This window comes from Pseudomonas moorei (assembly GCF_042846945.1).
In the GTDB taxonomy this organism is placed as follows: domain Bacteria; phylum Pseudomonadota; class Gammaproteobacteria; order Pseudomonadales; family Pseudomonadaceae; genus Aquipseudomonas; species Aquipseudomonas moorei.
In genome coordinates, this window is sequence record NZ_AP035776.1 from 3,672,782 (window position 1) to 3,692,881 (window position 20,100).

Below are 20,100 nucleotides of genomic sequence, written 5' to 3' on the forward strand. Positions count from 1 at the left end.
AGCTTCAAGTGTCGGATATAAGCACTAATTCTGTATAAGCACATTAGAGTGGACGTTCATATGTCGGATATAGAAGCAGTGGCGAGTGGCGGTCCCGCGAAGTGGAGCCTGGCTGCCTATAAACACATGTTGAAGACGCGACTGACGCGAAAGCCTTCATTGTTGCTGCAAAATGTCGCCGTCAAGTCCTGGGAAATCGCCCCGGGCGAGACGGCCATCGCTCCACCCGCCTTTTACCTGCCCAACCAGCTGGAGCGCGTGACGGGTTGGGCCGGGGACCTCTTTTATCCCTTCGAACATCCCCGCCGCACAATGGAAGGTATCGGCCGTGTTGAACACGGACCTACCCGTGGCTACCTGCTCAAGGACGCCTGGTTGATTGACGGTGCGCTCTACAAGGGCAATGCCAAATCCTGGCTGTCGCCGCGATCGGGATGGTTGCCCAGGATTCGTGTGGAAAACGAAATTGACCGTGGAGCGCTGTATTGCACGGCGGGTGGCAATAAATGGTTCGGTTCCTGGTTGATGGATGATTGCATCACCTACCCATTGGCCTGCGAGGAAGGCGTGCCGGTGACCACGGCCACCTCGGACAAACTGGTCTCTACCTCCCGCCACGGCATCCTGCATGCCCCCGGTTATGAGGACTGGCTGGGGATGAAGCCGGTTCGTTTACGCAATGCGTTTTTCCGTGAACTGGTGATCTTTGACGACCTCAGCCAGAACCGCCACAAACACCTGCGCTTCCGGGAAATGGGTAACAAGTTGCTGTCCCACGTCAACGCCAGTTCTCACCCCGGAGTGTTCATTCTGCGCGGTGACAAGGGCGAGTTGCGCTTGTTGCGCAATGAACTGCAACTGGCGGAACGCCTGCGCGACCGCCGGGGCTTTCGCATCATCGATCCGGCCAAATCCGATGTACCGACCATTGTCGCGGCCTGCGCCGGGGCCAGAACCGTGGTGGGGATCGAGGGCAGTCATCTGATCCATGGCGTCAACGTCCTGCAGCCGGGTGGTTCGCTGCTGGTTCTGCAGCCGCCTAACCGGTTCCTCTGCTTTTTCAAATACCTGACGGATCGCGACCAGCAGAACTTCGGTTTCGTGGTGGGGACCGAAGAGGGCAATGGTTTCAGTATCGACGCCGATGAGGTCGAGCGAACCCTGGACCTGTTCCCGGCAACCGCTTAATGAGGCTGGCCAGCAAAGCTGGCCACGCCCATCGATAACAGCCCCCGAAACCCGAGATCGCCCCGGTCCTCAAATCCGGCTAATAGGCATGTTTGCCGGAGAAGGCCAGCACAGTGCGCGCCAGAATGGTGAAGTCGAGCCACAGCGACCAGTTGTTGATGTATTCGATGTCCGAATCAACCCGCCGGATCATCTGCTCGATATCCCTGGTTTCACCGCGAAAGCCCCGTACCTGAGCCAGGCCTGTGATGCCGGGCTTGATGTTGTGACGGGCAAAGTAGTCCGAGATGTCGGGCGAGTATTGCGCGTCGTGCGCAATAGCGTGCGGCCGCGGACCCACCAGCGACATTTCCCCCATCAAGACGTTGAACAACTGTGGCAGCTCATCCAGGCTGGTTTTGCGGATAAAGGCGCCCACCCTGGTTTTGCGTGGATCGTTCTTTTCAGCCTGCTTGACGACACCGTCATCCGGCTGATGGACAACCATGCTCCTGAATTTCCAGATACGGAAGGAATCGCCACTCCAGCCCATGCGTTCCTGGCGAAAGAACACAGGCCCCGGACTGTCGAGCTTGATCGCAAGGGCGACCAACGCCAGTACCGGCGCCGCCACTAACAGGATGAGGAAGGCCAGGACCTTGTCCTCGAGGTTCTTCATGAACAGGCGCATGCCCATCAATGGCGTTTCAGACAACGTCAGCACGGGAATCCCGGCAATTTCCCGAACGCTGTGATTGATCAGGCGCAGCGAGAAAATATCAGGCACCCAGTTAACGGAGATGTGCTTGTCGAACAGCTTCAGGTAAACGTCCTTGATCACGTGCGAACCATCCAGCGGTGTCACGAAATACACGGTACGGATGGAATGTTGCACGACCAACTCATCCAGGTCGGAGATATGGCCCAGGATCGTCAAGCGTTGCGCGCTCTTGGAGCCGTCCTTGCCTTGATCATCGCTGCCGCCTATCAACACGGAACCGACCACCCGTTCACCCAGCCAGGGGTTGTTGCTGATTTTCTGGTGCAGGAAGTTGGCCAGCTCGCCCGTGCCGATGATCAGCGCGTTTTCCCGTTGAGCGGGGTGAGCCAGGAATTTCTTCTGTAGCTCGCGGGTGGCCAGGTGCAACAGCAGTTGAGCGAAGTAGCCAATCACGAACAACTCGCCCACCAACAGGCGCGAATATTGTTCGCTGGTTTTGGTTAGAAAGGCCATGGCGACCAGAAAACAAAAAGCGGCGGTCCATGCCTTGAGCAGCTTGAAAGCTTTGACGGCGAACCCGACGTTGCTTCGGTAAATCGCATAGTGGTCGTAGACGACGGCCAGGGCCCCTAGCAGTAGCAGGACCATGATGACATAGGCCTGCGAGATGTAGCCGATGTGATAGTTGATCAAGTACCACGCGACGCCGGTCACGGCGAGACCATCGAGACCGGCCTGAATAACGATACTGGTGCTGCTTCTTCGCTGGAGTACGGAACGGCTAGTGTTAGGCTCAAATATCATATTTAGACCTCATTGCTGCCCCCCATCGCGCTGACTGATAACGCGACTCAGACCAAAACTGCCCTCGTTAGAGAGCGTTCGCGTGCGCGTCATCACAAGCATCCCCCGCTCGTGGTACGCCACCTTCCATCCCGATTGCAGACCTGGGGCAGAATGTGACAACGCGTGGTATCACTTTAGCAGTACGCTGGAATCCTTCACGGAATCGTCGCAGTTTTCTAACACTCATTTAAGCATCGGCCAGGCAGGGGATTGACGTTGCTTATCGGCCAGGCACGATGCCGGCCACCGCCAAGGCGTGTGCTCGGGATTGACGGGGTTTTGCGGGGAGAGTCGGGGCGATCAGCGCCCGGTGCCGTTCGTCGAATGACCGGCGGAGGCGGGGGCCATGGCCCCCGTTGTAACATTTTCGTTTTTGCAAGCCGTTCTCAGTCGTTCATGCCGTCTTCAATGGCGATGCCTTGCGCACGCATTTGCTTGATCAGTTCAGCACGGGTGCCGGGCAGGTTGAGCATGGTTTTGGCACGCAACGCCGCCACTTCTTCGGCGCTGTAGGGCTGGTAATCATCCGGCGTGCTTTTGCCCGCCAGGCCGTCTTTGCGCATCAACCAGTTGAGCAAGTCCGCCAGCTGCGCATTGTTCAGCGCCGACTGCGACATGCCCGGCACACGCACCAGAAACTCGCGGCCACCGGGGACTTTCAGGAAGTTACCGACAAAGCCCGCCATGCGCGGCGTGTCATTGGCCGCCGAACCCATGCCGTTGCCCAAGTGACAGCCGGCACATTGCAACTGGTAATTGACGCCGACGCTGTAACCGGCCTCGGCGATGGGTTTTTGCGGTTCTTCGTTGCCCGGCGCGTGACGCTGCGCCGGGTTGGGAATGGCGCGGGCATACACCTGCGGGGTGATCAGGAGGCAGGCCAGGCCCAGGGAAAGCAACATACGCATGACATGTACCTTTTGCGGGTGGCAGGTCTTAACAAAGAAAAAACAGCAGACACCAAAAGAAAAAACCGCCGATTGCCAGGCAACCGGCGGTAACGCGCGTGTCAGACCGCCACGCCGCGGATGATCGAAACGGTGCAGTGGTAGATGTGCGATTTGGCGGCCAGGCACCAGTTCACATCGTTGTTGTTGAACGGCCGGTAGGCCGGTTCTTCACTGTCGTTACGGGTACAGGCGCACTGGGCGCAGCTTTGCTTACCGCAGCAGTCGTTGTACGAAATGATGTAGTCCTTGCCGTCGGCCGGGTTGCGGCAGGTGCCGATCCAGGTCACTTGCGAGGCTTCGGTACCCGGTGGGCAGGAGGTCACCGAACCACCACAGCAGCTGCAAAGAAAGCCGTCGATGGAGCAGTAGCGCCAGTAGTCGCAGCTGTTCGGATCACCGGGGTCGCCGGCTTTCGGGTCGGTGGCGGCCAGTGCCTTGCTGGTGCGATCCAGTGGCAGCAGCAGGGGCAGGGCGGCACCGGCCACCATCAGCGAGCCCATGCGCGACAGCAATTTGCGGCGTGAGGTGGTGTCGGCGACACGGCGAGTCGAGCGCTCGAACAACAGATCCAGCAGTTTCATAAACGTCTCCCTGCCTTATCAGTGGCTATGGCCGTGGCTGTGGTCGTGATCATGGGTATGAGGTTGGGCATTGAGGTACTGCTGCAAAGTGGCGTGCTTGAGGTGCTCGACTTCGAACAGGCTGTCCAGGTGTTCGCGGGAGTTGACCAGGCCTTTGGCGCGCAGGGTGCCGGCCTTGTCGATCAGCGCGGCGTAGGGCAGCTTGCCGATCTGGTAAGTCATGCCGACTTCCGGGCCGACCACGTAGGTGGCGTCTTCGAGTTTGTGTTCGCGGATCAGTGCTTGCTGGGCGTCCATGTCGCCATCGCTGATGAACACCACGTCGAGCGTACCGGCCTGTTCCCTGGCGATGGACTTGATCGCCGGCAGCAGCGACTTGCAGATCGGGCAGGTCGGCGAGAGGAAGAACAACAGTTGCGATTTTTCACCGGCATAGCCGAAGTTCACCGGGCGGCCTTTGCGGTCGGTGGCGGTCACTTGCGGCGCGGCTTCGTTGACGGCCACGCCTTTGTCGACCATCAGTGCACCGGCCGGGGCCAGGCGACCGTGCAGCACGCCAATCTGACGAACCAGGCCCATGACGACGAACGCCACGGCCACCAGCAGTACCCAGAGCAGAACGTTGGAAACAATCAAACCTTCCATTGGATCACCTACCAATCAATTTGAGCAGAAGAGGGGAGTTCGCCAGCAAGCCATCGGCTGCGGCGTAAATGAGCAACGCGACAGCCGCCGCGGCAACCGTGACAAAACCATCGAATAGCGTCATGTCGCGGGCAATCGGCGCGACGCTGGACAGCAGCGCCAGCACCATCAGCACGCTGTTGCGCAGCAGCAGGACCGGGCGCAGCGGTTGCGCCTGATCTGGTCCGGCACAGCCACAGTCGATGTCGCGACGACCGCGCCACAGGTTGATGCCAATGGCTGCGGCATACAGCGCCAACAGACCGCCCGCGCTCAACGCGGCCCAGCCACGGCTGACCGGCACCAGCAACGCGAAGGCGATGGCCAGTTCCAGCAGCGGGATCAATCGGGCGACCGGGCGCACCAGCGAATCGGGCAGCAGTTGGTAGTCCGCTAGCTGTCTGGCGAAGCGTGCCGGTGCTCGCACCTTGTGGGTCGCGGCACTGGCCAGCAACACCGCGATGGCGACGGCGCTGGCAATGATGAAGATCGGATCTGAGTGCATGGCCGAACCTCTTAGTAGCTCATGACCTGAGTCGCGGTTTTTGCGACTTTTGCCATGCTGCCGGTGTGCTGGTTGGTCTTGAGATCGAAAATCTGCAAGCCGCCTTCAACGTCGGCACCCAGCAGCAACGGTTTGTCGTCGCCGGTGGCCTGCATGCTCCACACCGGTGCCGGTGCTTCCAGGGTCGCGATCTTCTTCTGGGTCTTGAGGTCGTAGGCCCAGATGAAAGTGCTTGGGTCTTCCCACTTCATCGGTTCGTGAGCGTCATGCATCAGCACGTACAAACGATTGAGCTTCGGCGCGACCGCCATCAACTGCCAGCCGCCCGGGGCCCAACCGGCCTTCTTCTCGGCATCGGTGACCAGCGACCAGCTCGGCAGGATCTTCGGCGTGTCGCCGGAGAAATCCACTGCGCGCACGGTGCCGGTGGTGGTGGTGAAGTAGTAGGTGTCGCCGACGTTGACCGCGCGCTCCACCAGTTTCTCCGCGTTGGGGTCGAAGAACGGCGTGCGGTTGCGCGCGGTTTCCTGGCCCTGGTCGTTGAGGGTCACCACCTGCAGGCTGCCGTCGCCGCACAGCGAGGCGAAGCGGCGCTTGCCGACCGGGTAGTTGAGTACGCAACCCGGAATCGCGATTTCCGTGGCGACGGCCTTGGTCTGGGTGTCGACCACGGTCACCGACGTCGACGGGGTGAAGTTGTAGACGTAGACAAAACGGTCATCGCCGCTGGTCTTCAGGCCGTAGCGCTGGGTCAGCGACTCGGCGCGCTTGTTCGGAATCAGCACTTCCCAGGCGGGCGACAGGGTCGAGCTGTCCCACGCCGTCAGCACATCGGTGCGGGTGCCCCGGGTGCCACGGGAGTACCAGATGTCGGCGCTGTAGATCAGTTTGCCGTCATGGCTCAGGGCCGAAGGTGCGGCGAAACCGGTCGGCACCATGCCCAGTATGCGTTTCTGGTCCGGGTCGACCACGGTGACACGGCCGGCGACGAAGCTGTCGAACTCGACATCGACGACGAACGCCCGGTGTGCTTCAGCGGGGAACGGCAAAACGGTCTGACCGATGGTGTCGGCGGGCAGGTCCGCACGGGCACTGTTCAAACCGAGTACAAGCAGGCTCAGGCCTAGCGCTGACTGTACGGAGATCCTGTTTGTTCGCATAAGGGGAACTTCCTGAATTGTTGGTAACGCGGATCGCGGGTGAGTGGGCAGATTCTGACGATTGAATAGTGCCTCGCCCGGCAACCCCGGGAATTGCCCTGCCTGCCAAGTGTTTGTGTATCTGTGCCAGTGTCACGGACGCGCCACAAAACCGGGGTATGCGATCCCCTTCACTACAGGGTTTGTGCGTCAGGCGAGGGGAAGGGAGAAGGTAAACACCGCGCCACAAGGCGCCTGGTTCTGCGCCCAGATGTCGCCCCGGTGCCGGCCGATGATGTTTTTGCACAGCGCCAGGCCAATGCCATTGCCGCTGACCTTGGACGAGAAGAAACCGTCGAACAGCTTTTCCTGCGCCTGGGCCTGAATCCCGCGTCCGCAGTCTTCGATGCGCACCAGCGCCATGCCCTTGTCGGCGCTGGCATGGATGCGCAGCAAACGCCGCTCCAGCGGCAGATCGGCCATCTCTTCAATCGCATTGAAAGCCAGGTTGAGGATCACCTGACCGATCAGCACCTTCTCGCAACTCACCCGTAGCGGCTCGGGCGAGGTCACGACGTCCACGCGTACCAGGCTCGGATCGGCACGCAGGCTGATGAAATATTGGGTCTCGCGCAGCAGTTCGTTGAGGTCGATCAGCTCTTCGCTCTGCTCCAGCTTGACCACGTAATCGCGCACGCTCTTGATGATCACCGAGGCATGCTCAATCTGCCGCACCGCGCTCTGCAAGCCCCAGGCGACGCCTTCGTCGGCGTCGGCGGCTTTGCCCAGGCGAATCACCGCGCCTTCGATGAAGTTGCGGGTGGCGGCCAGGGGTTGGCTCAACTCATGGGCAATCGCCACGGCCATTTCACCCATGGCGTTGTAGCGCGCCAGGTACTCGAGTTTTTGCTCGCTGACCCGCCGTGCTTCTTCGGCCTGCACCTGCTCGGTGACATCGCGGAACAACAGCAGGTGGCCGACCAGATCGTCTTCGATTTCGATAAAGCGGCAGGTCGCATCGTGCCAGCGCCACTCGCCGTCACGCCGTTGCACTTGATAGTGCACGCTGAAGGGCGCGTGGTCCGGCGTGACATTGGCCAGTTGCTGCAGCAGTCGCTGGCGCGAAGGGTCGTCGCACCAGGCCAGGAAGTTCTTGCCGAGCAAGCTGTGCACGTCGCTGTTGAGCAAGTGCGCGGCGGAGTCGCTGAGAAAGCGGATATCCCCCTCGGGCCCGAGCACCGCCACGCCTTCGGCCAGGTCCTGCATAAAGGCCTTGAGTCGGCTTTCGAAGCGCTTGAGATCGCGCTTGACCTTGTCCTCCCTGGAGATGTCGCGGAACTGCACCATCAGCACATCGCGACCTTCCAGGTGCACCAGGGTCGCCACCGCCTCGGACAGAATCTCCACCCCTTGCTTGGAGCGATAGCACCACTCGATGGCGCGCTGGCCGGTGCGGGCGGCGCCTTCGAGCCAGCGCAAACCCACCGAGCGCCGGTATTTCGGTGCGTCGCGGGTCATGTCCGGCGCCTTCAGCGGGGTCAGTTCCTCCAGGGTAAAACCCAGCGCCGCCAGGGCGGCCGCATTGGCCCAGAGAATCTCCTTGGTGTGCGCATCGTGAAGAATGATGCACAGCGGCATGGCTTCGATCAGCGCATAAAAGTCGTTCGGTTTTGGCAAATACATCACACAGCCCTTGGCGGCAGAGGGTTCTGATCGGTGAGGTCAGCAGTATGGCTTTTTATACCGTCTCGCGCCCATGGATGCGCTCAGAGGTAACCGGTGTCGGCCTAGGGGTTTTCTTTAGTCGGGGGGCTGCACGCACCAATAGTTGCGCCGGGGTGGGGTTTTTACACTGGACCGCAATGCAAGGGTGAGCACGCCGATCCCCTGTAGGAGCGAGCCTGCTCCGGGCGGCGTTTCGACGATGAACCTGAGAGCGCCGCGGGGTGCCAGGTTTCCAGCGTCATCGTTGACGACCATCGCGAGCAGGCTCGCTCCTACGGAGCAGCTGTCGCCCTGCCAACAATAAGCAAAAACGGAGAAAGCCCATGCTGCGTTCAGCGGTCGCGCAACAAGACGCTCTGCCAGGCGTTGACCAGAATATCGTCGAGAGCCCTGCCTTTGCGCAGGTGCTGGAAGAAGTGCGTCAGCGTCGCAGCGAATTCGACAGCCTCTCCCACGTACCAAGGGACATGATCGAGCGCTTCAAGCAGGTGGGCATCTACCGCGCCGCCACGCCGAAATGCTACGGCGGCGACGCCCTGGCGCCGGCACTGTTCCTGCAAATGATCGAACGCATCTCCGAAGCCGACGGCTCCGCCGGCTGGGTTGCCAGCTTCGGCAGTGCCGGCGTCTATCTCGCCGCATTGCCACCAGAAACCCTGGCTGAAATCTATGCCGACAGCCCGGACCTGGTGTTCGCCGGCGGCCTGTTCCCGCTGCAACCCGCCGAGGCGGTAGAGGGCGGTTGGCAGGTCAACGGTACCTGGAAATTCGCCAGCGGCTGCAAGGGCGCAGACTTGCTCGGTGTGGGTATCGGCGCGGCAGGCGGCAAGCCGCGCACCGCCGTATTCCGTCCGGAGCAGGTCGACATCGTCGAGAACTGGGACGTGGTCGGCCTCAAAGGCACCGGCAGCCATGACCTGCGGGTGACCGACAAGCGCATTGATGAGCGCTGGACCTTCATCCGTGGTGGCGCCGCGACCATCGACGAGCCGTTGTTCCGCTACCCGTCGATTGCCTATGCCGCGCAGGTGTTGGCGGTGGTCAACCTGGGCCTGGCCCGTGCCGCCCTCGACGAAGTCAGTCGCATGGCCGGCGGCGGTGGCATCACCGGCGCTCCGAAACTGGCCGACCGCGCTTATGTACGCATCGAGATCGCCAAGGCCGAAGCCAAACTCAGCGCCGCGCGCGGTTTCTTCTACGGTGCCACCGAACAGGTTTGGCAATCGATCCTGGCCGGTAACCCGGTCACGCCCGAGCAGACCAGCCTGCTGCGCCTGTCGGCGATCCATGTTTCCCAGGCCGGTGCCGACGTGGTGCAAAGCGCCTACAGCCTGGCCGGCACCACCGCCATTTACCTGCGCCATCCGCTGCAACGCTACCTGCGCGACTCGATGGTGGTGACCCAGCACGCCTTCCTCAGCGAAGGGCTGTACGACGGCGCCGGCTCGGTGTTCCTCGGCGTGCCGCCGTTCCCGGGCTACATCTGAACCCTTTTTTCAGCGCTCTCCATTTCAAGGATCAAACCCCATGACCCAGACCACTCAAGAACCCTTGCGCGTCGTCTTCTGCATTGGCATCACCCAGAACTTTTTCGACCTGCCCACCGGCGAAGGCCTGAGCGTGTGGAAAGGCTTCAGCCAGATGATGGGCTCCCTGGGCGCGATGCCGGGCATCACCGTACTCGGTGCCATGGATGACGATCGCCTGATGGTCGGCCCGTCCACCACCTCGCCCTGGACCGTGTACATCATGGCCGACGTCGACTGCCACCAGTCGGTGATCGACGCCTGCAACCTGTTCCGCACCACGCCGGTCGGTGAATACAGCCTGTGGCGCTACGCCAAGGTCGAAGCGCGCATCGGTCGTCCGCTGACCATTCCCGACGCGGCCAGGGTGTAAGCCATGGACGAGGCCTTGCTGCAGCGTCTGGCGACGCTCGAAGGGGAAAGCGCGGTGCGTCGCTTGATGGCGCGCTACATGGACCTGTGCGATGTGCCGAGGGCGGTGACTCAGGTCAGCGAGCTGGCCCGGCTGTTCACGGTCGATGCGATCTGGGAAGGCATTGGCAGCGCCACCGCGCAGATGTTTGGCCAGCACCAGGGTCGTGAAGCGGTGGCCGCATTCGTCGGCGGTTACCTGCCACCATCGGCGCACTTCCGGCTCAACCTGCATTACCTCACCAGCGAGTCGATCTTGGTCGACGGCGGCACGGCGCAAGGGCAGTGGATCATGCAGCAGATTTCCACCTACGCCGATGGCCGCAGCGAGTTGTTCGGCACCCGGCTGAACATCGATTTCCGCTGTGTCGACGGTGTTTGGCTGATCGCGCATTTCCGTACGCAACGACTGTTCAACAGGGAGCTGAGTGCATGAGTACGTTCATCACCGAATTCCTCCTCGGCGGCAGCGGCAAACGCGTGGCCATCAAGGATTCCATCGACATCGCCGGCCACCCGACCCGCTCGGGCAGCCGTGCGTTCGCCGATGCACCCCCGGCCACGAAAAACGCCGAGGTGGTCGACGCCATTCTCGCAGCCGGCTGGCAGATCGTCGGCAAAACCAACCTGCACGAACTGGCCTTTGGCGTCACCGGCATCAACGACTGGACCGGCACGCCGATCAACCCGCAAGCCCCTGACCGGGTGCCGGGCGGATCCTCCAGCGGTTCGGCTTCAGCAGTCGCGGCGGGCCAGGCGGACATCGCCATTGGCACCGACACCGGTGGTTCGGTGCGGGTGCCGGCGGCGTGTTGCGGGGTGGCCGGGCTCAAGCCGACTTATGGTCGTGTCAGCCGTGTCGGTGCGCATCCGCTGGAATCGAGCCTCGATTGCGTCGGGCCGTTCGCCAGGCGCATGGACGACCTGATCGCGGCGATGCAGGTGATCTGCCCGGGCTTTGAAGCGCAGAGCTTGCCAAACGCCAGTGCAAAGGTCGCTTTCCTGGAAGTGGGCTGCGATCCGCACCTGCAAGCCAGCCTCGGTGCCGCCGCCGACCGTGCCGGATGGCGCCGCGGCAACCTGCGCCTGAGCGAATTCGAAGCCGCGTTCGCGGCCGGCCTGACCGTGATCAATTTTGAAAACTGGGCCGCGTTCGGTCATCTCACCGGCAAGGGCCTGATCGGCGCCGATGTGGAAACCCGTTTGCTGGCCGCCAGCCGCACCACTCGCGAAGAACTGGCCCATGCCGAAGCCGTGCGCACGCGCTTCACGCAACAGGTGGACGCCGCGCTGGAAGACTTTGCCGTGCTGTTGTTGCCAACGCTGCCGACCTTGCCGCCGACCCTCGGCGAAGCCCGCGCCGGCAGCAAGGCCGTGGCCGGCATGACGCCGCTGGTACGGCCTTTCAACCTCAGTGGCCATCCGGCGCTGACGGTGCCGGTGGAACTCGATTGCGGCGGGCTGAAAGTCGGCCTGCAAATCGTTGGCCGCAAAGGTCAGGACGAACTCGTCTGCGCCTTCGGTGCGCAACTGCAAGCCTCTACCAATCAATCATAAAAAGAAGCCATGAGGAGAACCGCATGAGCACTCATGAATACCGGCTGATCGCATCGACGAAAAGCCCGGAAGAGCTGGTCCAGCACGACCGCGTCGATGTCTCGCTGTACAACGACCCGGCGCTGTTCGAAGCCGAGCTGGAGAAGATTTTCTACCGCACCTGGGTGTGGGTCGCCCACGAAAGCGAAGTGCGCAACGCCGGTGACTTCAAGACCGCCACCATCGGCCGTCGCCCGGTGATTGTCGTGCGCGACAAGAAAAACACCATCAACGTGCTGGAAAACCGTTGCCGGCATCGCGGCGCCACCGTGTGCGAGAAGCACAAGGGCAACGCCACCGGTTTCACCTGTCCGTACCACAGCTGGTCCTACGGCCTGGACGGCAAGCTGCGTGCGCTGCCGTATCCGGATGGTTATGAAGGCATCCTGGAAAAATCCGAACTGCCGCTGACCCGCCTGCGCGTCGAGAGCTACGCCGGCATGATCTTCGCCAGTTACAACGACGAGATCGAACCCCTGGAAGACTTCCTTGGCGGCGCCAAACACTGGATGGACCTGTTCATGAAGCAGGGCGCCGGTTACCCGATCAAGACCCAGGGCGAACACAAGTTCAGCTTCAAGGGCAACTGGAAGATCCAGCTGGAAAACACCACCGACGGCTACCACTTCCCGATCGTGCACAAGTCGTTCATGTCCTCGGTCGATGAAGAAACCTCGGAAATGCTCTCGTTCATGACCGACGAGCAAGCTGTCACTCACTCCCTGGGCAACGGTCACAGCGTGATGGTGATGGTGCCGGAGCACGTCGACCTCGATCACGACGACGGCACCGAGCAATTGCAGGAGCGTTTCGCCCACGTCACCGAAGAACTGTCGAAAACCCTGCCGCCGGAGCAGGTACGCCGCATCGTGCGCTCGCTGCACGGCGCCGGGTTCAACCTGAACCTGTTCCCCAACGTGGCGATGTCGATGTCGTTCTTCCGCGTGTTGCGCCCGGTGTCGGTGGCGGAAACCGAGATCCGCCACGTCGCCCTCGGCATGGACGGCGGCCCGGAAATCGCCAACCGCGAACGCATGCGTATCCATGAACACTTCCAGGGCCCGTTCGGTTTCGGCAGCCCTGACGATGCCGAGGCCTGGGACCGCGTGCAGCGCGGCTCGTATGCCGGCGTCGACGCGCCGATCCTGGTCAACCGCGGCCTCAATCGCGAAATCACCGCTGAAAACGGCGACAAAGTCAGCCACGCCACCGACGAGGGCGGGATGCGCGGTGCCTACGACATGTGGAAAAGGATGATGAGCCAATGAGCAATCACGACACCCTGAACGGTTTTTCCGGCCCGCTGGCCCAGGCCATCGAATTCATCTGGCGCGAAGCCGAACTGCTCGACCACAAAAACTATGCCGAGTGGGCGACCTTGTGGAGCGAAAGCGGCAAGTACATCGTGCCGATCGACCCGGACACCGAGGACTTCGAAGCGACCCTCAACTACGCCTACGACGATGCGCGCATGCGTGACTTGCGCATCGAACGCTTGACCGCCGGCTACTCGCCGTCGGCGGTGGACGCGGCAAAAACCATCCGCACGGTCTCGCGTTTCCGTCTGGTGGAAGCGGCCGGCGACATCGTCGAAGTCAACTCGGCGCAGTTGCTGTACGCCTACAAGCGCGGCGTGCACACACCGTTCGTGGCCGACCTGAACCACCGTATCCGTTTCACCGATGGCGTGCCGACCCTGGAGCGCAAAGTGGTGCGGCTGATCAACTCCACCGACAGCCTGAGCGCGCTCGGCTTCCTTTTGTGAGGGCAACAGCATGAGTCGAGTAGCCCTTGTAACGGGTGCCTCGCGCGGACTGGGCGAGTGCATCGCCCGCCGTTTGCATGGGGCGGGGTATCGTGTCGCGCTGGCCGATGTGCGCCTCGACGGCGTGCAGCAACTGGCCGCCGAGCTGGACGGCAGCGGCGCCACGGCCGTAGCCATCGAACTGGATGTGCGCAGCAAGGCGGATTTTCAGCGGGCCTGTGACCTGCTCGCCGAGCGTTGGGGCGGCACCGACATTCTGGTGAACAACGCTGGCGTGTCGAAAGTCGCGGCGCTGATGGACATCACGCCGGATGAGTTCGACGAGTCGATGGCGATCAACCTGCGCGGCACTTTCGTGGCCTGCCAGGTATTCGGCGCGCATTTCGCCCAGCGTGGCTTTGGCCGCATCGTCAACATCGCCAGCCTCGCCGGGCAGAACGGCGGCACGGCCACCGGCGCGCACTATGCGGCGGCCAAGGGTGGCGTGGCGACGTTGACCAAGGTCTTCGCCCGCGAACTGGCACCGCAAGGGGTGACGGTCAACAGCATCTCGCCCGGTCCCCTGGACTTGCCGGTGGTGCGCGAAACCGTGGCCCCGGAGCGCCTGGAACAGATCCTGAAAATGATCCCGGCCGGCACCCTCGGCGACCCTGCGTACATCGCCGACAGCGTCCTGCTGTTGATCGCCGATCACGCAACGTCGGTAACCGGCGCGTGCTGGGACATCAATGGTGGCCTGTTCATGCGTTAAGCAGCAGAAAAATGCCTTCCTGTAGGGGCGAGCGTGGTCGTCAACGATGACGCTGGAAATCGGACACCCCGTGGCGACCTCAGGTTCATCGTCGGAACGCCGCCCGGAGCAGGCTCGCTCCTACAGGGGGGGCGGCTCTAGCCGCAGTGTTAAATCAAAACAACAGAATTCAGGTGACCCAATGATGAAGGTGAAGATCGAAAGGATCGTCGACGAAGCGCTGGATATCCGTTCCTTTCGCCTCGTGCGCAGTGACGGCCAGCCGCTCGACACCTATGAGCCGGGTGCCCATGTCGACCTGACCGGGCCGACCGGAGTGACCCGCCAGTATTCCCTGTGCAGTCCGCCGCAGGACCGCCGTGCCTACCTGGTGGCGGTGAAGAAAGAGCCGCAATCGCGCGGGGGGTCGCTGGCGCTGCACGAACAGGTCGAAGAGGGCATGGAGCTGGAGATGGGCGCGCCGCGCAACCTGTTCCGTCTCGACCCGGGCGCCACCGAGCATGTGTTGTTCGCCGCCGGAATCGGCGTCACGCCGCTGCTGAGCATGGCCTATCGGCTGGCGGAAAGCGGCCAGCCATACCGCCTGCATTACTTCGCCCGTTCGGCGCAGTACGCGGCGTTCAGCGAATTGCTGGCGACGAATTTTGCCGACCACGTGGAATTCCACTATGGCGTCGAACCAGCGGATCTGGACGCCGCACTGAGCGAGTGCCTGGACCGCGCCGGCAATGCCGCCCATGTCTACACCTGTGGCCCGGCGCCGTTCATGAACAAAGTGGTGGAAGTGGCGGCGCGCAGCCGTGCGGATGACGCCATTCACCTGGAGCATTTCGCGGCGGACCCGGCAGCCAACAGCGCCCCGGCCGGCAGCTTCGAAGTGGAACTGGCCAGCTCCGGCGTGGTGCTGCAAGTACCGGCCAATACCAGCCTGGTCGATGTGCTGCAGGCCCATGGTTGCGACATCGACACCGAGTGCCGCGAAGGCCTCTGCGGCACCTGCATCGTCGACGTGCTCGACGGCGTGCCGGAGCACCGTGACAACTGCCTGTCGAACAAGGAAAAGGCTTCCAACCAGCAGATTTGCGCCTGTGTTTCCCGGGCACTTTCCGCTCGTCTGGTATTGGACATCTAAGCGCTTTCTTCACTGGAAAGCAGACGCCGGAGCCTGTTGAATGGCGTCCGGCGACCTTCGAGGGAGGCGAGGGCAGGAAGACGAAACAGGTTTACCGAGCCGCTCGACGAAGCGGCCGGCAATAACAACAAAAACGTGAGGCTTTGCGGACATGACTACAGCATCGGCGGTGCGCAATGAGGCGTTCGAAAATTGGTTGAGCCAGGTGAACCACGCCTGCGGGCGCTTCGATGCCCGCGCGCTGGACACCGATTTTTATGGCGAGCTGGCGGAGTTTCGCAGCGGTGCGATCAAGCTCAGTGTCGTCGACATGGCGCACGTGCACCTGTATCGCACCAGCAAGGATGTCAGTCTCAGCAGCGACGGGCACTATTACGCAGTGTTCCAGATGCGTGGCAGCTCGCAGCTGGAGCAGGGCGACAACCGCGCGCAACTGGGCTGCGGCGACATCGCCCTGATCGACGCCTGCCGTCCGAGCGACATGACCTACAACGAGGACTCCCGACAGCTATCGCTGATCCTGCCGCGTCAGGTGGTTGAGCGCGGCTCGCACTTCACGGCGGTCAATTGCGCCACGCGCATCGCCGCCAACAGTCCCCTGGCCGCGATGGCCAACAAGCTGGTACTGGAGACCCGCCAGCAGGAAGGGCTGGACATGCAGGAAAGCGAAGCCGTACTCGACGCCCTGGCCAGCCTGCTGCTGCCGGGGATCAGCGCCCGTGACAGCGGCAGCGATGCCCATGAGCGGCAGTTTCGCAAGATCATCGCCTTTATCGACCAGCACATCAGCGACGAAGAACTCTGTCCGGAACTGATTGCCCGTGAGGTGGGCGTTTCGGTGCGCGGCTTGTACCGCATGTTCTCCAAGCGCGGCCTGGTGGTGGCGCAGTACATCAAGCACCGACGCCTGGACTTCTGCGCGGAAAACCTGCGTCGCAGTGATGTCGATCAGAAACTGTCGGCACTGTGTTACGCCTGGGGTTTCTCCGACTCCAGCTACTTTTCCTCGGCCTTCAAATCCCGCTTCGGCGTGTCGCCGGGGGCTTATCGCAAGCGGTATAGCCAGAACTGACATCCGCCATTGCTGTTGCATGGTCCGACCCCATCGCGAGCAGGCTCGCTCCCACATTTTCTTTGTGGTCACAAATGCCCTGTGGGAGCTGGCCTGTCGGGTCGCCGCATCGCAGCGATGGCGGCCCGGCAGTTGTACCTCAGTGCCGAACCGGCTCATCCACCGGCAAATGCAGCACTTCGCGCACCAGCATGGCGATGCTGGTCACGCCCATCTTTTCCTTGATCTTGGTGCGGTGCACATCGACGGTTTTCACGCTGATGTTCAGCTCCCGGGCAATCACCTTGCTGGCCTTGCCATCGATCACCAGCATCAACACTTCACGCTCGCGACTGGTCAGCAGCGCCAGCTTGCCTTGCAGGTTCCGGCGCTGCTCCTGATCGGCCTGGGCATGCACGGCGGTCTTCAACGCCGCCTGGATGCGGTCGATCATCTGCTGCGGGTTGTAGGGCTTCTCGACGAAGTCCAGCGCGCCGTTCTTCATCGCCGTCACCGACATCGGAATGTCACCATGGGCCGAGACGAAGATGGTCGGTAGGGTGCTGCCGCGCTGGTTGAGGATTTCCTGCAGCTGAAAACCGCTGGTTTCCGGCATGCGCACATCCAGCACCAGGCAGGCCGGCTGCTTGGGATCGTACTGGTTGAGGAACTCGTCGGCGCCGGCAAAGCACTGCGCCTGCACGCTGACCGACTCCAGCAACCAGGCCAGCGAAGTGCGCAGGTCTTTGTCGTCGTCAACGATGTAAACAATCGGTTTGCGGGTTTCCATCAGGGGCTGCCACGAGAATTTCTAATTATTGTTTTCGCACGCGAGCACGCGCGGCGCACATCGGCTCATCTTTTTTGGAGCCAGTGTGCAGAATACCCACTGTCACCGGCCATGACGATAAAGAAACCACCTAGTCGACTAGCGGAAAGCCAACCTCGGCATGGGGATCGTCAGAATGGTTGCGCCGCGTGCCGGGCCTTAGTCTTGTTCCATCACCTACGGGCCGCGCAATGGCGGTCCTCCTGAAGGAAGGGGCATCGACATGGCCGACCTGAGCCAGCAGCAAATCGAGTTTCGCAACGCCATGGCGCAGCTGCCTGCGGCGGTGAACATCATCACCACCAATGGCCCCGGCGGTCGTTGCGGCATCACCGCCAGTGCCGTGTGCTCGGTGACGGATTCGCCACCCACCGTGCTGGTGTGCGTCAACCGCAACAGCGCCACCCACGATGTGTTCCGCACCAACGGCCACTTGTGCATCAACGTGCTGTGCGGTGAACAGGAAGAGCTGGCCCGCCACTTCGCCGGCATGACCAAAGTGCCGATGGCCGAGCGTTTCGCCTGGGACCTGTGGGACGACGGCGCCGCCGATGTGCCGGTGCTGCGCGATGCCCTGGTTCAGCTGGAAGGGCGGATCAGCGAGTGCAAGGAAGTGGGCTCGCACTCGGTGATGTTCGTTGAGCTGACGAAGGTGGGCGTGCGGGAACCACGCGACAGCCTGGTCTATTTCAACCGCCTGTTTCATCGCGTGGAGCATGCCGGGGCGCATTGCTGATCGACCGGATGGGGGGCCGCTTCGCAGCCCTGCGGGACGGTGCGGCGTTCCGACGAGCTCCCTCGCCACAAATGCGTCTGCTTGAGAGATGTGTTTAACGGCTGTAGGTGTTACTTCGTGAAAGCTACAGCGGCTTGCGGCATTGCCTACAGGTACGCCAGAATCCGCCGGCTTGTGCGCTTTGAGGGCCACCGGTAACTTGATTCGGGTCACTGATTTCCAGTGATCGGGTTTAGTAGCCCGAGGTATTAGAAGAGCGTGCAAGTGTCCGTCAATCAGGTATTTCCATGCCTGAATTCGATGGCGGCTGTGCGTAGGGCGCCCTTGGGCGCGCCGGCTTTCTTCTTTTCCCCGGTCTACTAACCTGCGTACAGTCGCCACCCTTTGTTTAGTAGCGATGGTGTGGCGACATCAAGACGGAAAAGAAAAACATGAATACGCCAACACCCACTCCGCGGATAACTGATCCGGTAGCTCCGCACGAAAATTCCGCTGCAAATATCCCCAACGACCCCACCGACCGCATCCCCTCAGCCGCCGACATCCGCGCCACCCCGCGCAAACTCTGCACGACATTCATCGTCAACCCGGAACTCGATCTGGAAACCTTGCTGGCCCACGCCTGTGAGTCGCTGGCGTCGGCCAATGTCATGACCATGGATCTGGCGGACCGGACGGAAGGCAGGAACCGCAACACCCTGCTGGGCATTGCGCAAGTCATCAACCTGGGGGAACTGGCGGTGAATCGGGCACTGGATCAGCTCGACCCGCCGGAACCTGCGCCCCACAGCTGATCCCTGTGGGAGCGGGCTTGCCCGCGATGGCGGACGGTCAGTCGCCGGTGATGTTGAATATGACGGTCTCATCGCGAGCAGGCTCACTCCCACAATGATCTTCAGTGAACGCAAAATATGTGCGCTGCTGAAATCAAATGTGGGAGTGAGCCTGCTCGCGATGGCGGGGTATCAGGCCTGCAAATATTCCCGAGCCAATCGACAAGCCCGTTCGATCAGCATCGGCGCCATTTCAATCGCCGTCGGTGTGCCCTGGCGGGTATGAATCCAGCCCAGGTAGGTAGTGCCACGCAGCATCAGAAACAGCGCCAGGGTCTGGCGATCCGCCTCGGTCAGCGGCTTGACCGCGTGGTAGCCGGCCAGCAGTGCCGCTTTGATCTGCTCAAAACGCGGATCGTCCAGGCAGAAGTACAAAGCCGTGGCCAGTTCGAACATGTGCCAGCCGAATCCGGCATCGTCGAAGTCGATCAAGCGCAGACGCGGGCCTTCGATCAGCAGATTCTCGGGCACCAGATCGGCGTGGATCATGCCGAAGTTACCCAGGTGCCGACCATAGCGGCGCAAGTCCGTGCGCGCCGTGCGCCGGGCCTGTAGCAATAAGTCGCGCTGGGCCTCGCTCAGCTGTTCCAGCTCCCAGAAGCGCCCCCAGAACGGGTTCGCGCCGATCAAGCCTTCCTCATCCCAGGCATGCCGCACGAACTCGTCCGGCTGCTGCCACTGGGCCGCATGCAGATGAATGCGCGCGGCCAGCGCACCCGCCTCATTGAACAGAAAATCGATTTCGGTATCGGCCTGCACCCCGGCCTCCGAAGTGCCCGCGGTGGCGCCGGGCAACCAGGCGAGCATGTCGACGTGGCGGTCGCCGAGCTCCTGGTGAGTGACTTCGATCAGGTGGCTTTCATTCTGCGTACGGATGATCTGCGGCACGGTGATGCCGGCACTGGCCAGTGCTTCCATCCATTGCAGTTCGGAGCGCAGCGCCGCTTCGCCGTGATAGCCATTGCGGTGGATGCGCAAGGCCACTCGCTGGCCGTCATGGCGGCGCGCGGAGAACACCGCGTTCTCGCGGAATTTGACCAGTTCAATGTCGGCGAACTGGCCGTCCCAGTGCTGCAGGGCATGGCGCGCCAGGTCGTGCAGGCGGGCGACTTGCTGGTCATGGTTCAGAGCATGGAAATCAGTCATGGCAGG

At 62.0% G+C, this 20,100-nt stretch carries 21 protein-coding genes; 12 read left to right on the forward strand and 9 right to left on the reverse strand.

All coding sequences use genetic code 11. The annotated features are described in order from the left end of the window. Window positions 1-60: 60 nt before the first annotated feature. Window positions 61-1,188: a glycosyltransferase 61 family protein gene (locus tag ACGJAX_RS17350; protein ID WP_390955491.1), complete on the forward strand. Its 1,128-nt coding sequence runs from the start codon at window positions 61-63 to the stop codon at window positions 1,186-1,188. Window positions 1,189-1,267: 79 nt separating this feature from the next. Here the strand turns inward: ACGJAX_RS17350 and ACGJAX_RS17355 are convergent, their stop codons facing one another. The 7 genes from ACGJAX_RS17355 to ACGJAX_RS17385 all read right to left on the reverse strand — a co-directional run bounded on the left by ACGJAX_RS17355 (window position 1,268) and on the right by ACGJAX_RS17385 (window position 8,276). Then, a complete protein-coding gene (locus ACGJAX_RS17355; protein ID WP_390955492.1) occupies window positions 1,268-2,692 on the reverse strand; it encodes an undecaprenyl-phosphate glucose phosphotransferase in 1,425 nt (474 codons plus the stop codon). A gap of 428 nt (window positions 2,693-3,120) precedes the next feature. Next, complete coding sequence (locus tag ACGJAX_RS17360) at window positions 3,121-3,642, reverse strand: cytochrome C (RefSeq protein ID WP_090319841.1); 522 nt, start codon at window positions 3,640-3,642, stop codon at window positions 3,121-3,123. Window positions 3,643-3,743: 101 nt separating this feature from the next. Then, complete coding sequence (locus tag ACGJAX_RS17365) at window positions 3,744-4,265, reverse strand: methylamine dehydrogenase light chain (protein ID WP_027620621.1); 522 nt, start codon at window positions 4,263-4,265, stop codon at window positions 3,744-3,746. An 18-nt stretch (window positions 4,266-4,283) separates the two neighbouring features. Next, window positions 4,284-4,910 (reverse strand): methylamine dehydrogenase accessory protein MauD, encoded by a 627-nt coding sequence (gene mauD / locus ACGJAX_RS17370; RefSeq protein ID WP_090319844.1) that lies wholly within the window; start codon window positions 4,908-4,910, stop codon window positions 4,284-4,286. A 4-nt stretch (window positions 4,911-4,914) separates the two neighbouring features. Then, window positions 4,915-5,454 (reverse strand): MauE/DoxX family redox-associated membrane protein, encoded by a 540-nt coding sequence (locus ACGJAX_RS17375; RefSeq protein WP_390955493.1) that lies wholly within the window; start codon window positions 5,452-5,454, stop codon window positions 4,915-4,917. A gap of 11 nt (window positions 5,455-5,465) precedes the next feature. Next, entirely contained in the window at window positions 5,466-6,614 is a 1,149-nt protein-coding gene (locus ACGJAX_RS17380) for an amine dehydrogenase large subunit (RefSeq protein WP_390955494.1), read from the reverse strand. Window positions 6,615-6,803: 189 nt separating this feature from the next. Then, window positions 6,804-8,276: a sensor histidine kinase gene (locus ACGJAX_RS17385; RefSeq protein WP_247255066.1), complete on the reverse strand. Its 1,473-nt coding sequence runs from the start codon at window positions 8,274-8,276 to the stop codon at window positions 6,804-6,806. Between the two features lie 365 nt (window positions 8,277-8,641). On the opposite strand from ACGJAX_RS17385, the gene ACGJAX_RS17390 reads away from it, so the two are divergent. The 9 genes from ACGJAX_RS17390 (at window position 8,642) to feaR (ending at window position 16,571) form a co-directional block, all read left to right on the forward strand. Continuing rightward, window positions 8,642-9,805, forward strand: a complete 1,164-nt coding sequence (locus tag ACGJAX_RS17390; RefSeq protein ID WP_247255065.1) for an acyl-CoA dehydrogenase family protein — start codon at window positions 8,642-8,644, stop codon at window positions 9,803-9,805. A gap of 40 nt (window positions 9,806-9,845) precedes the next feature. Then, the gene (locus tag ACGJAX_RS17395; RefSeq protein ID WP_090319860.1) at window positions 9,846-10,217 is read left to right on the forward strand and encodes a hypothetical protein; all 372 of its coding nucleotides are present in this window, start codon (window positions 9,846-9,848) and stop codon (window positions 10,215-10,217) included. A gap of 3 nt (window positions 10,218-10,220) precedes the next feature. Next, complete coding sequence (locus ACGJAX_RS17400; protein ID WP_390955495.1) at window positions 10,221-10,691, forward strand: nuclear transport factor 2 family protein; 471 nt, start codon at window positions 10,221-10,223, stop codon at window positions 10,689-10,691. After that, a complete protein-coding gene (locus ACGJAX_RS17405) occupies window positions 10,688-11,812 on the forward strand; it encodes an amidase family protein (protein WP_390955496.1) in 1,125 nt (374 codons plus the stop codon). The genes ACGJAX_RS17400 and ACGJAX_RS17405 overlap by 4 nt, the downstream gene beginning before the upstream one ends. Window positions 11,813-11,835: 23 nt before the next feature. Continuing rightward, window positions 11,836-13,119 carry a Rieske 2Fe-2S domain-containing protein gene (locus tag ACGJAX_RS17410; RefSeq protein WP_390955497.1) on the forward strand — a complete coding sequence of 428 codons (1,284 nt, stop codon included), beginning with the start codon at window positions 11,836-11,838 and terminating at the stop codon, window positions 13,117-13,119. Next, complete coding sequence (locus tag ACGJAX_RS17415) at window positions 13,116-13,616, forward strand: aromatic-ring-hydroxylating dioxygenase subunit beta (RefSeq protein WP_077048276.1); 501 nt, start codon at window positions 13,116-13,118, stop codon at window positions 13,614-13,616. Before ACGJAX_RS17410 ends, ACGJAX_RS17415 begins: the two co-directional genes overlap by 4 nt. A 10-nt stretch (window positions 13,617-13,626) precedes the next feature. Next, window positions 13,627-14,367, forward strand: a complete 741-nt coding sequence (locus ACGJAX_RS17420) for an SDR family oxidoreductase (protein ID WP_390955498.1) — start codon at window positions 13,627-13,629, stop codon at window positions 14,365-14,367. Between the two features lie 181 nt (window positions 14,368-14,548). Further along, window positions 14,549-15,499, forward strand: a complete 951-nt coding sequence (locus ACGJAX_RS17425) for a 2Fe-2S iron-sulfur cluster-binding protein (RefSeq protein WP_390955499.1) — start codon at window positions 14,549-14,551, stop codon at window positions 15,497-15,499. A gap of 151 nt (window positions 15,500-15,650) precedes the next feature. Beyond that, window positions 15,651-16,571: a transcriptional regulator FeaR gene (gene feaR, locus ACGJAX_RS17430; protein WP_390955500.1), complete on the forward strand. Its 921-nt coding sequence runs from the start codon at window positions 15,651-15,653 to the stop codon at window positions 16,569-16,571. Window positions 16,572-16,710: 139 nt separating this feature from the next. Here feaR and ACGJAX_RS17435 read toward each other — a convergent pair whose 3' ends face one another. Next, window positions 16,711-17,340 carry a response regulator transcription factor gene (locus ACGJAX_RS17435; protein ID WP_090319885.1) on the reverse strand — a complete coding sequence of 210 codons (630 nt, stop codon included), beginning with the start codon at window positions 17,338-17,340 and terminating at the stop codon, window positions 16,711-16,713. A gap of 262 nt (window positions 17,341-17,602) precedes the next feature. Between ACGJAX_RS17435 and hpaC the strand changes: the two genes are divergently transcribed. Both hpaC and ACGJAX_RS17445 read left to right on the forward strand, forming a co-directional pair. After that, on the forward strand, window positions 17,603-18,115 hold the full coding sequence (hpaC, locus tag ACGJAX_RS17440) for a 4-hydroxyphenylacetate 3-monooxygenase, reductase component (protein ID WP_247255058.1): 513 nt from the start codon (window positions 17,603-17,605) through the stop codon (window positions 18,113-18,115). Window positions 18,116-18,546: 431 nt separating this feature from the next. Next, on the forward strand, window positions 18,547-18,909 hold the full coding sequence (locus ACGJAX_RS17445) for a DUF6124 family protein (protein ID WP_390955501.1): 363 nt from the start codon (window positions 18,547-18,549) through the stop codon (window positions 18,907-18,909). Window positions 18,910-19,080: 171 nt separating this feature from the next. Here the strand turns inward: ACGJAX_RS17445 and ACGJAX_RS17450 are convergent, their stop codons facing one another. Continuing rightward, window positions 19,081-20,094: a phosphotransferase gene (locus ACGJAX_RS17450; RefSeq protein ID WP_390955502.1), complete on the reverse strand. Its 1,014-nt coding sequence runs from the start codon at window positions 20,092-20,094 to the stop codon at window positions 19,081-19,083. Window positions 20,095-20,100 lie beyond the last annotated feature (6 nt).

Coding starts and splice junctions, on each gene's coding strand:
- ACGJAX_RS17350 (WP_390955491.1), top strand. CDS start 61: ATGTCGGATATAGAAGCAGTGGCGAGTGGCGGTCCCGCGAAGTGGAGC.
- ACGJAX_RS17355 (WP_390955492.1), bottom strand. CDS start 2,692: ATGATATTTGAGCCTAACACTAGCCGTTCCGTACTCCAGCGAAGAAGC.
- ACGJAX_RS17360 (WP_090319841.1), bottom strand. CDS start 3,642: ATGCGTATGTTGCTTTCCCTGGGCCTGGCCTGCCTCCTGATCACCCCG.
- ACGJAX_RS17365 (WP_027620621.1), bottom strand. CDS start 4,265: ATGAAACTGCTGGATCTGTTGTTCGAGCGCTCGACTCGCCGTGTCGCC.
- mauD (WP_090319844.1), bottom strand. CDS start 4,910: ATGGAAGGTTTGATTGTTTCCAACGTTCTGCTCTGGGTACTGCTGGTG.
- ACGJAX_RS17375 (WP_390955493.1), bottom strand. CDS start 5,454: ATGCACTCAGATCCGATCTTCATCATTGCCAGCGCCGTCGCCATCGCG.
- ACGJAX_RS17380 (WP_390955494.1), bottom strand. CDS start 6,614: ATGCGAACAAACAGGATCTCCGTACAGTCAGCGCTAGGCCTGAGCCTG.
- ACGJAX_RS17385 (WP_247255066.1), bottom strand. CDS start 8,276: ATGTATTTGCCAAAACCGAACGACTTTTATGCGCTGATCGAAGCCATG.
- ACGJAX_RS17390 (WP_247255065.1), top strand. CDS start 8,642: ATGCTGCGTTCAGCGGTCGCGCAACAAGACGCTCTGCCAGGCGTTGAC.
- ACGJAX_RS17395 (WP_090319860.1), top strand. CDS start 9,846: ATGACCCAGACCACTCAAGAACCCTTGCGCGTCGTCTTCTGCATTGGC.
- ACGJAX_RS17400 (WP_390955495.1), top strand. CDS start 10,221: ATGGACGAGGCCTTGCTGCAGCGTCTGGCGACGCTCGAAGGGGAAAGC.
- ACGJAX_RS17405 (WP_390955496.1), top strand. CDS start 10,688: ATGAGTACGTTCATCACCGAATTCCTCCTCGGCGGCAGCGGCAAACGC.
- ACGJAX_RS17410 (WP_390955497.1), top strand. CDS start 11,836: ATGAGCACTCATGAATACCGGCTGATCGCATCGACGAAAAGCCCGGAA.
- ACGJAX_RS17415 (WP_077048276.1), top strand. CDS start 13,116: ATGAGCAATCACGACACCCTGAACGGTTTTTCCGGCCCGCTGGCCCAG.
- ACGJAX_RS17420 (WP_390955498.1), top strand. CDS start 13,627: ATGAGTCGAGTAGCCCTTGTAACGGGTGCCTCGCGCGGACTGGGCGAG.
- ACGJAX_RS17425 (WP_390955499.1), top strand. CDS start 14,549: ATGATGAAGGTGAAGATCGAAAGGATCGTCGACGAAGCGCTGGATATC.
- feaR (WP_390955500.1), top strand. CDS start 15,651: ATGACTACAGCATCGGCGGTGCGCAATGAGGCGTTCGAAAATTGGTTG.
- ACGJAX_RS17435 (WP_090319885.1), bottom strand. CDS start 17,340: ATGGAAACCCGCAAACCGATTGTTTACATCGTTGACGACGACAAAGAC.
- hpaC (WP_247255058.1), top strand. CDS start 17,603: ATGGCCGACCTGAGCCAGCAGCAAATCGAGTTTCGCAACGCCATGGCG.
- ACGJAX_RS17445 (WP_390955501.1), top strand. CDS start 18,547: ATGAATACGCCAACACCCACTCCGCGGATAACTGATCCGGTAGCTCCG.
- ACGJAX_RS17450 (WP_390955502.1), bottom strand. CDS start 20,094: ATGACTGATTTCCATGCTCTGAACCATGACCAGCAAGTCGCCCGCCTG.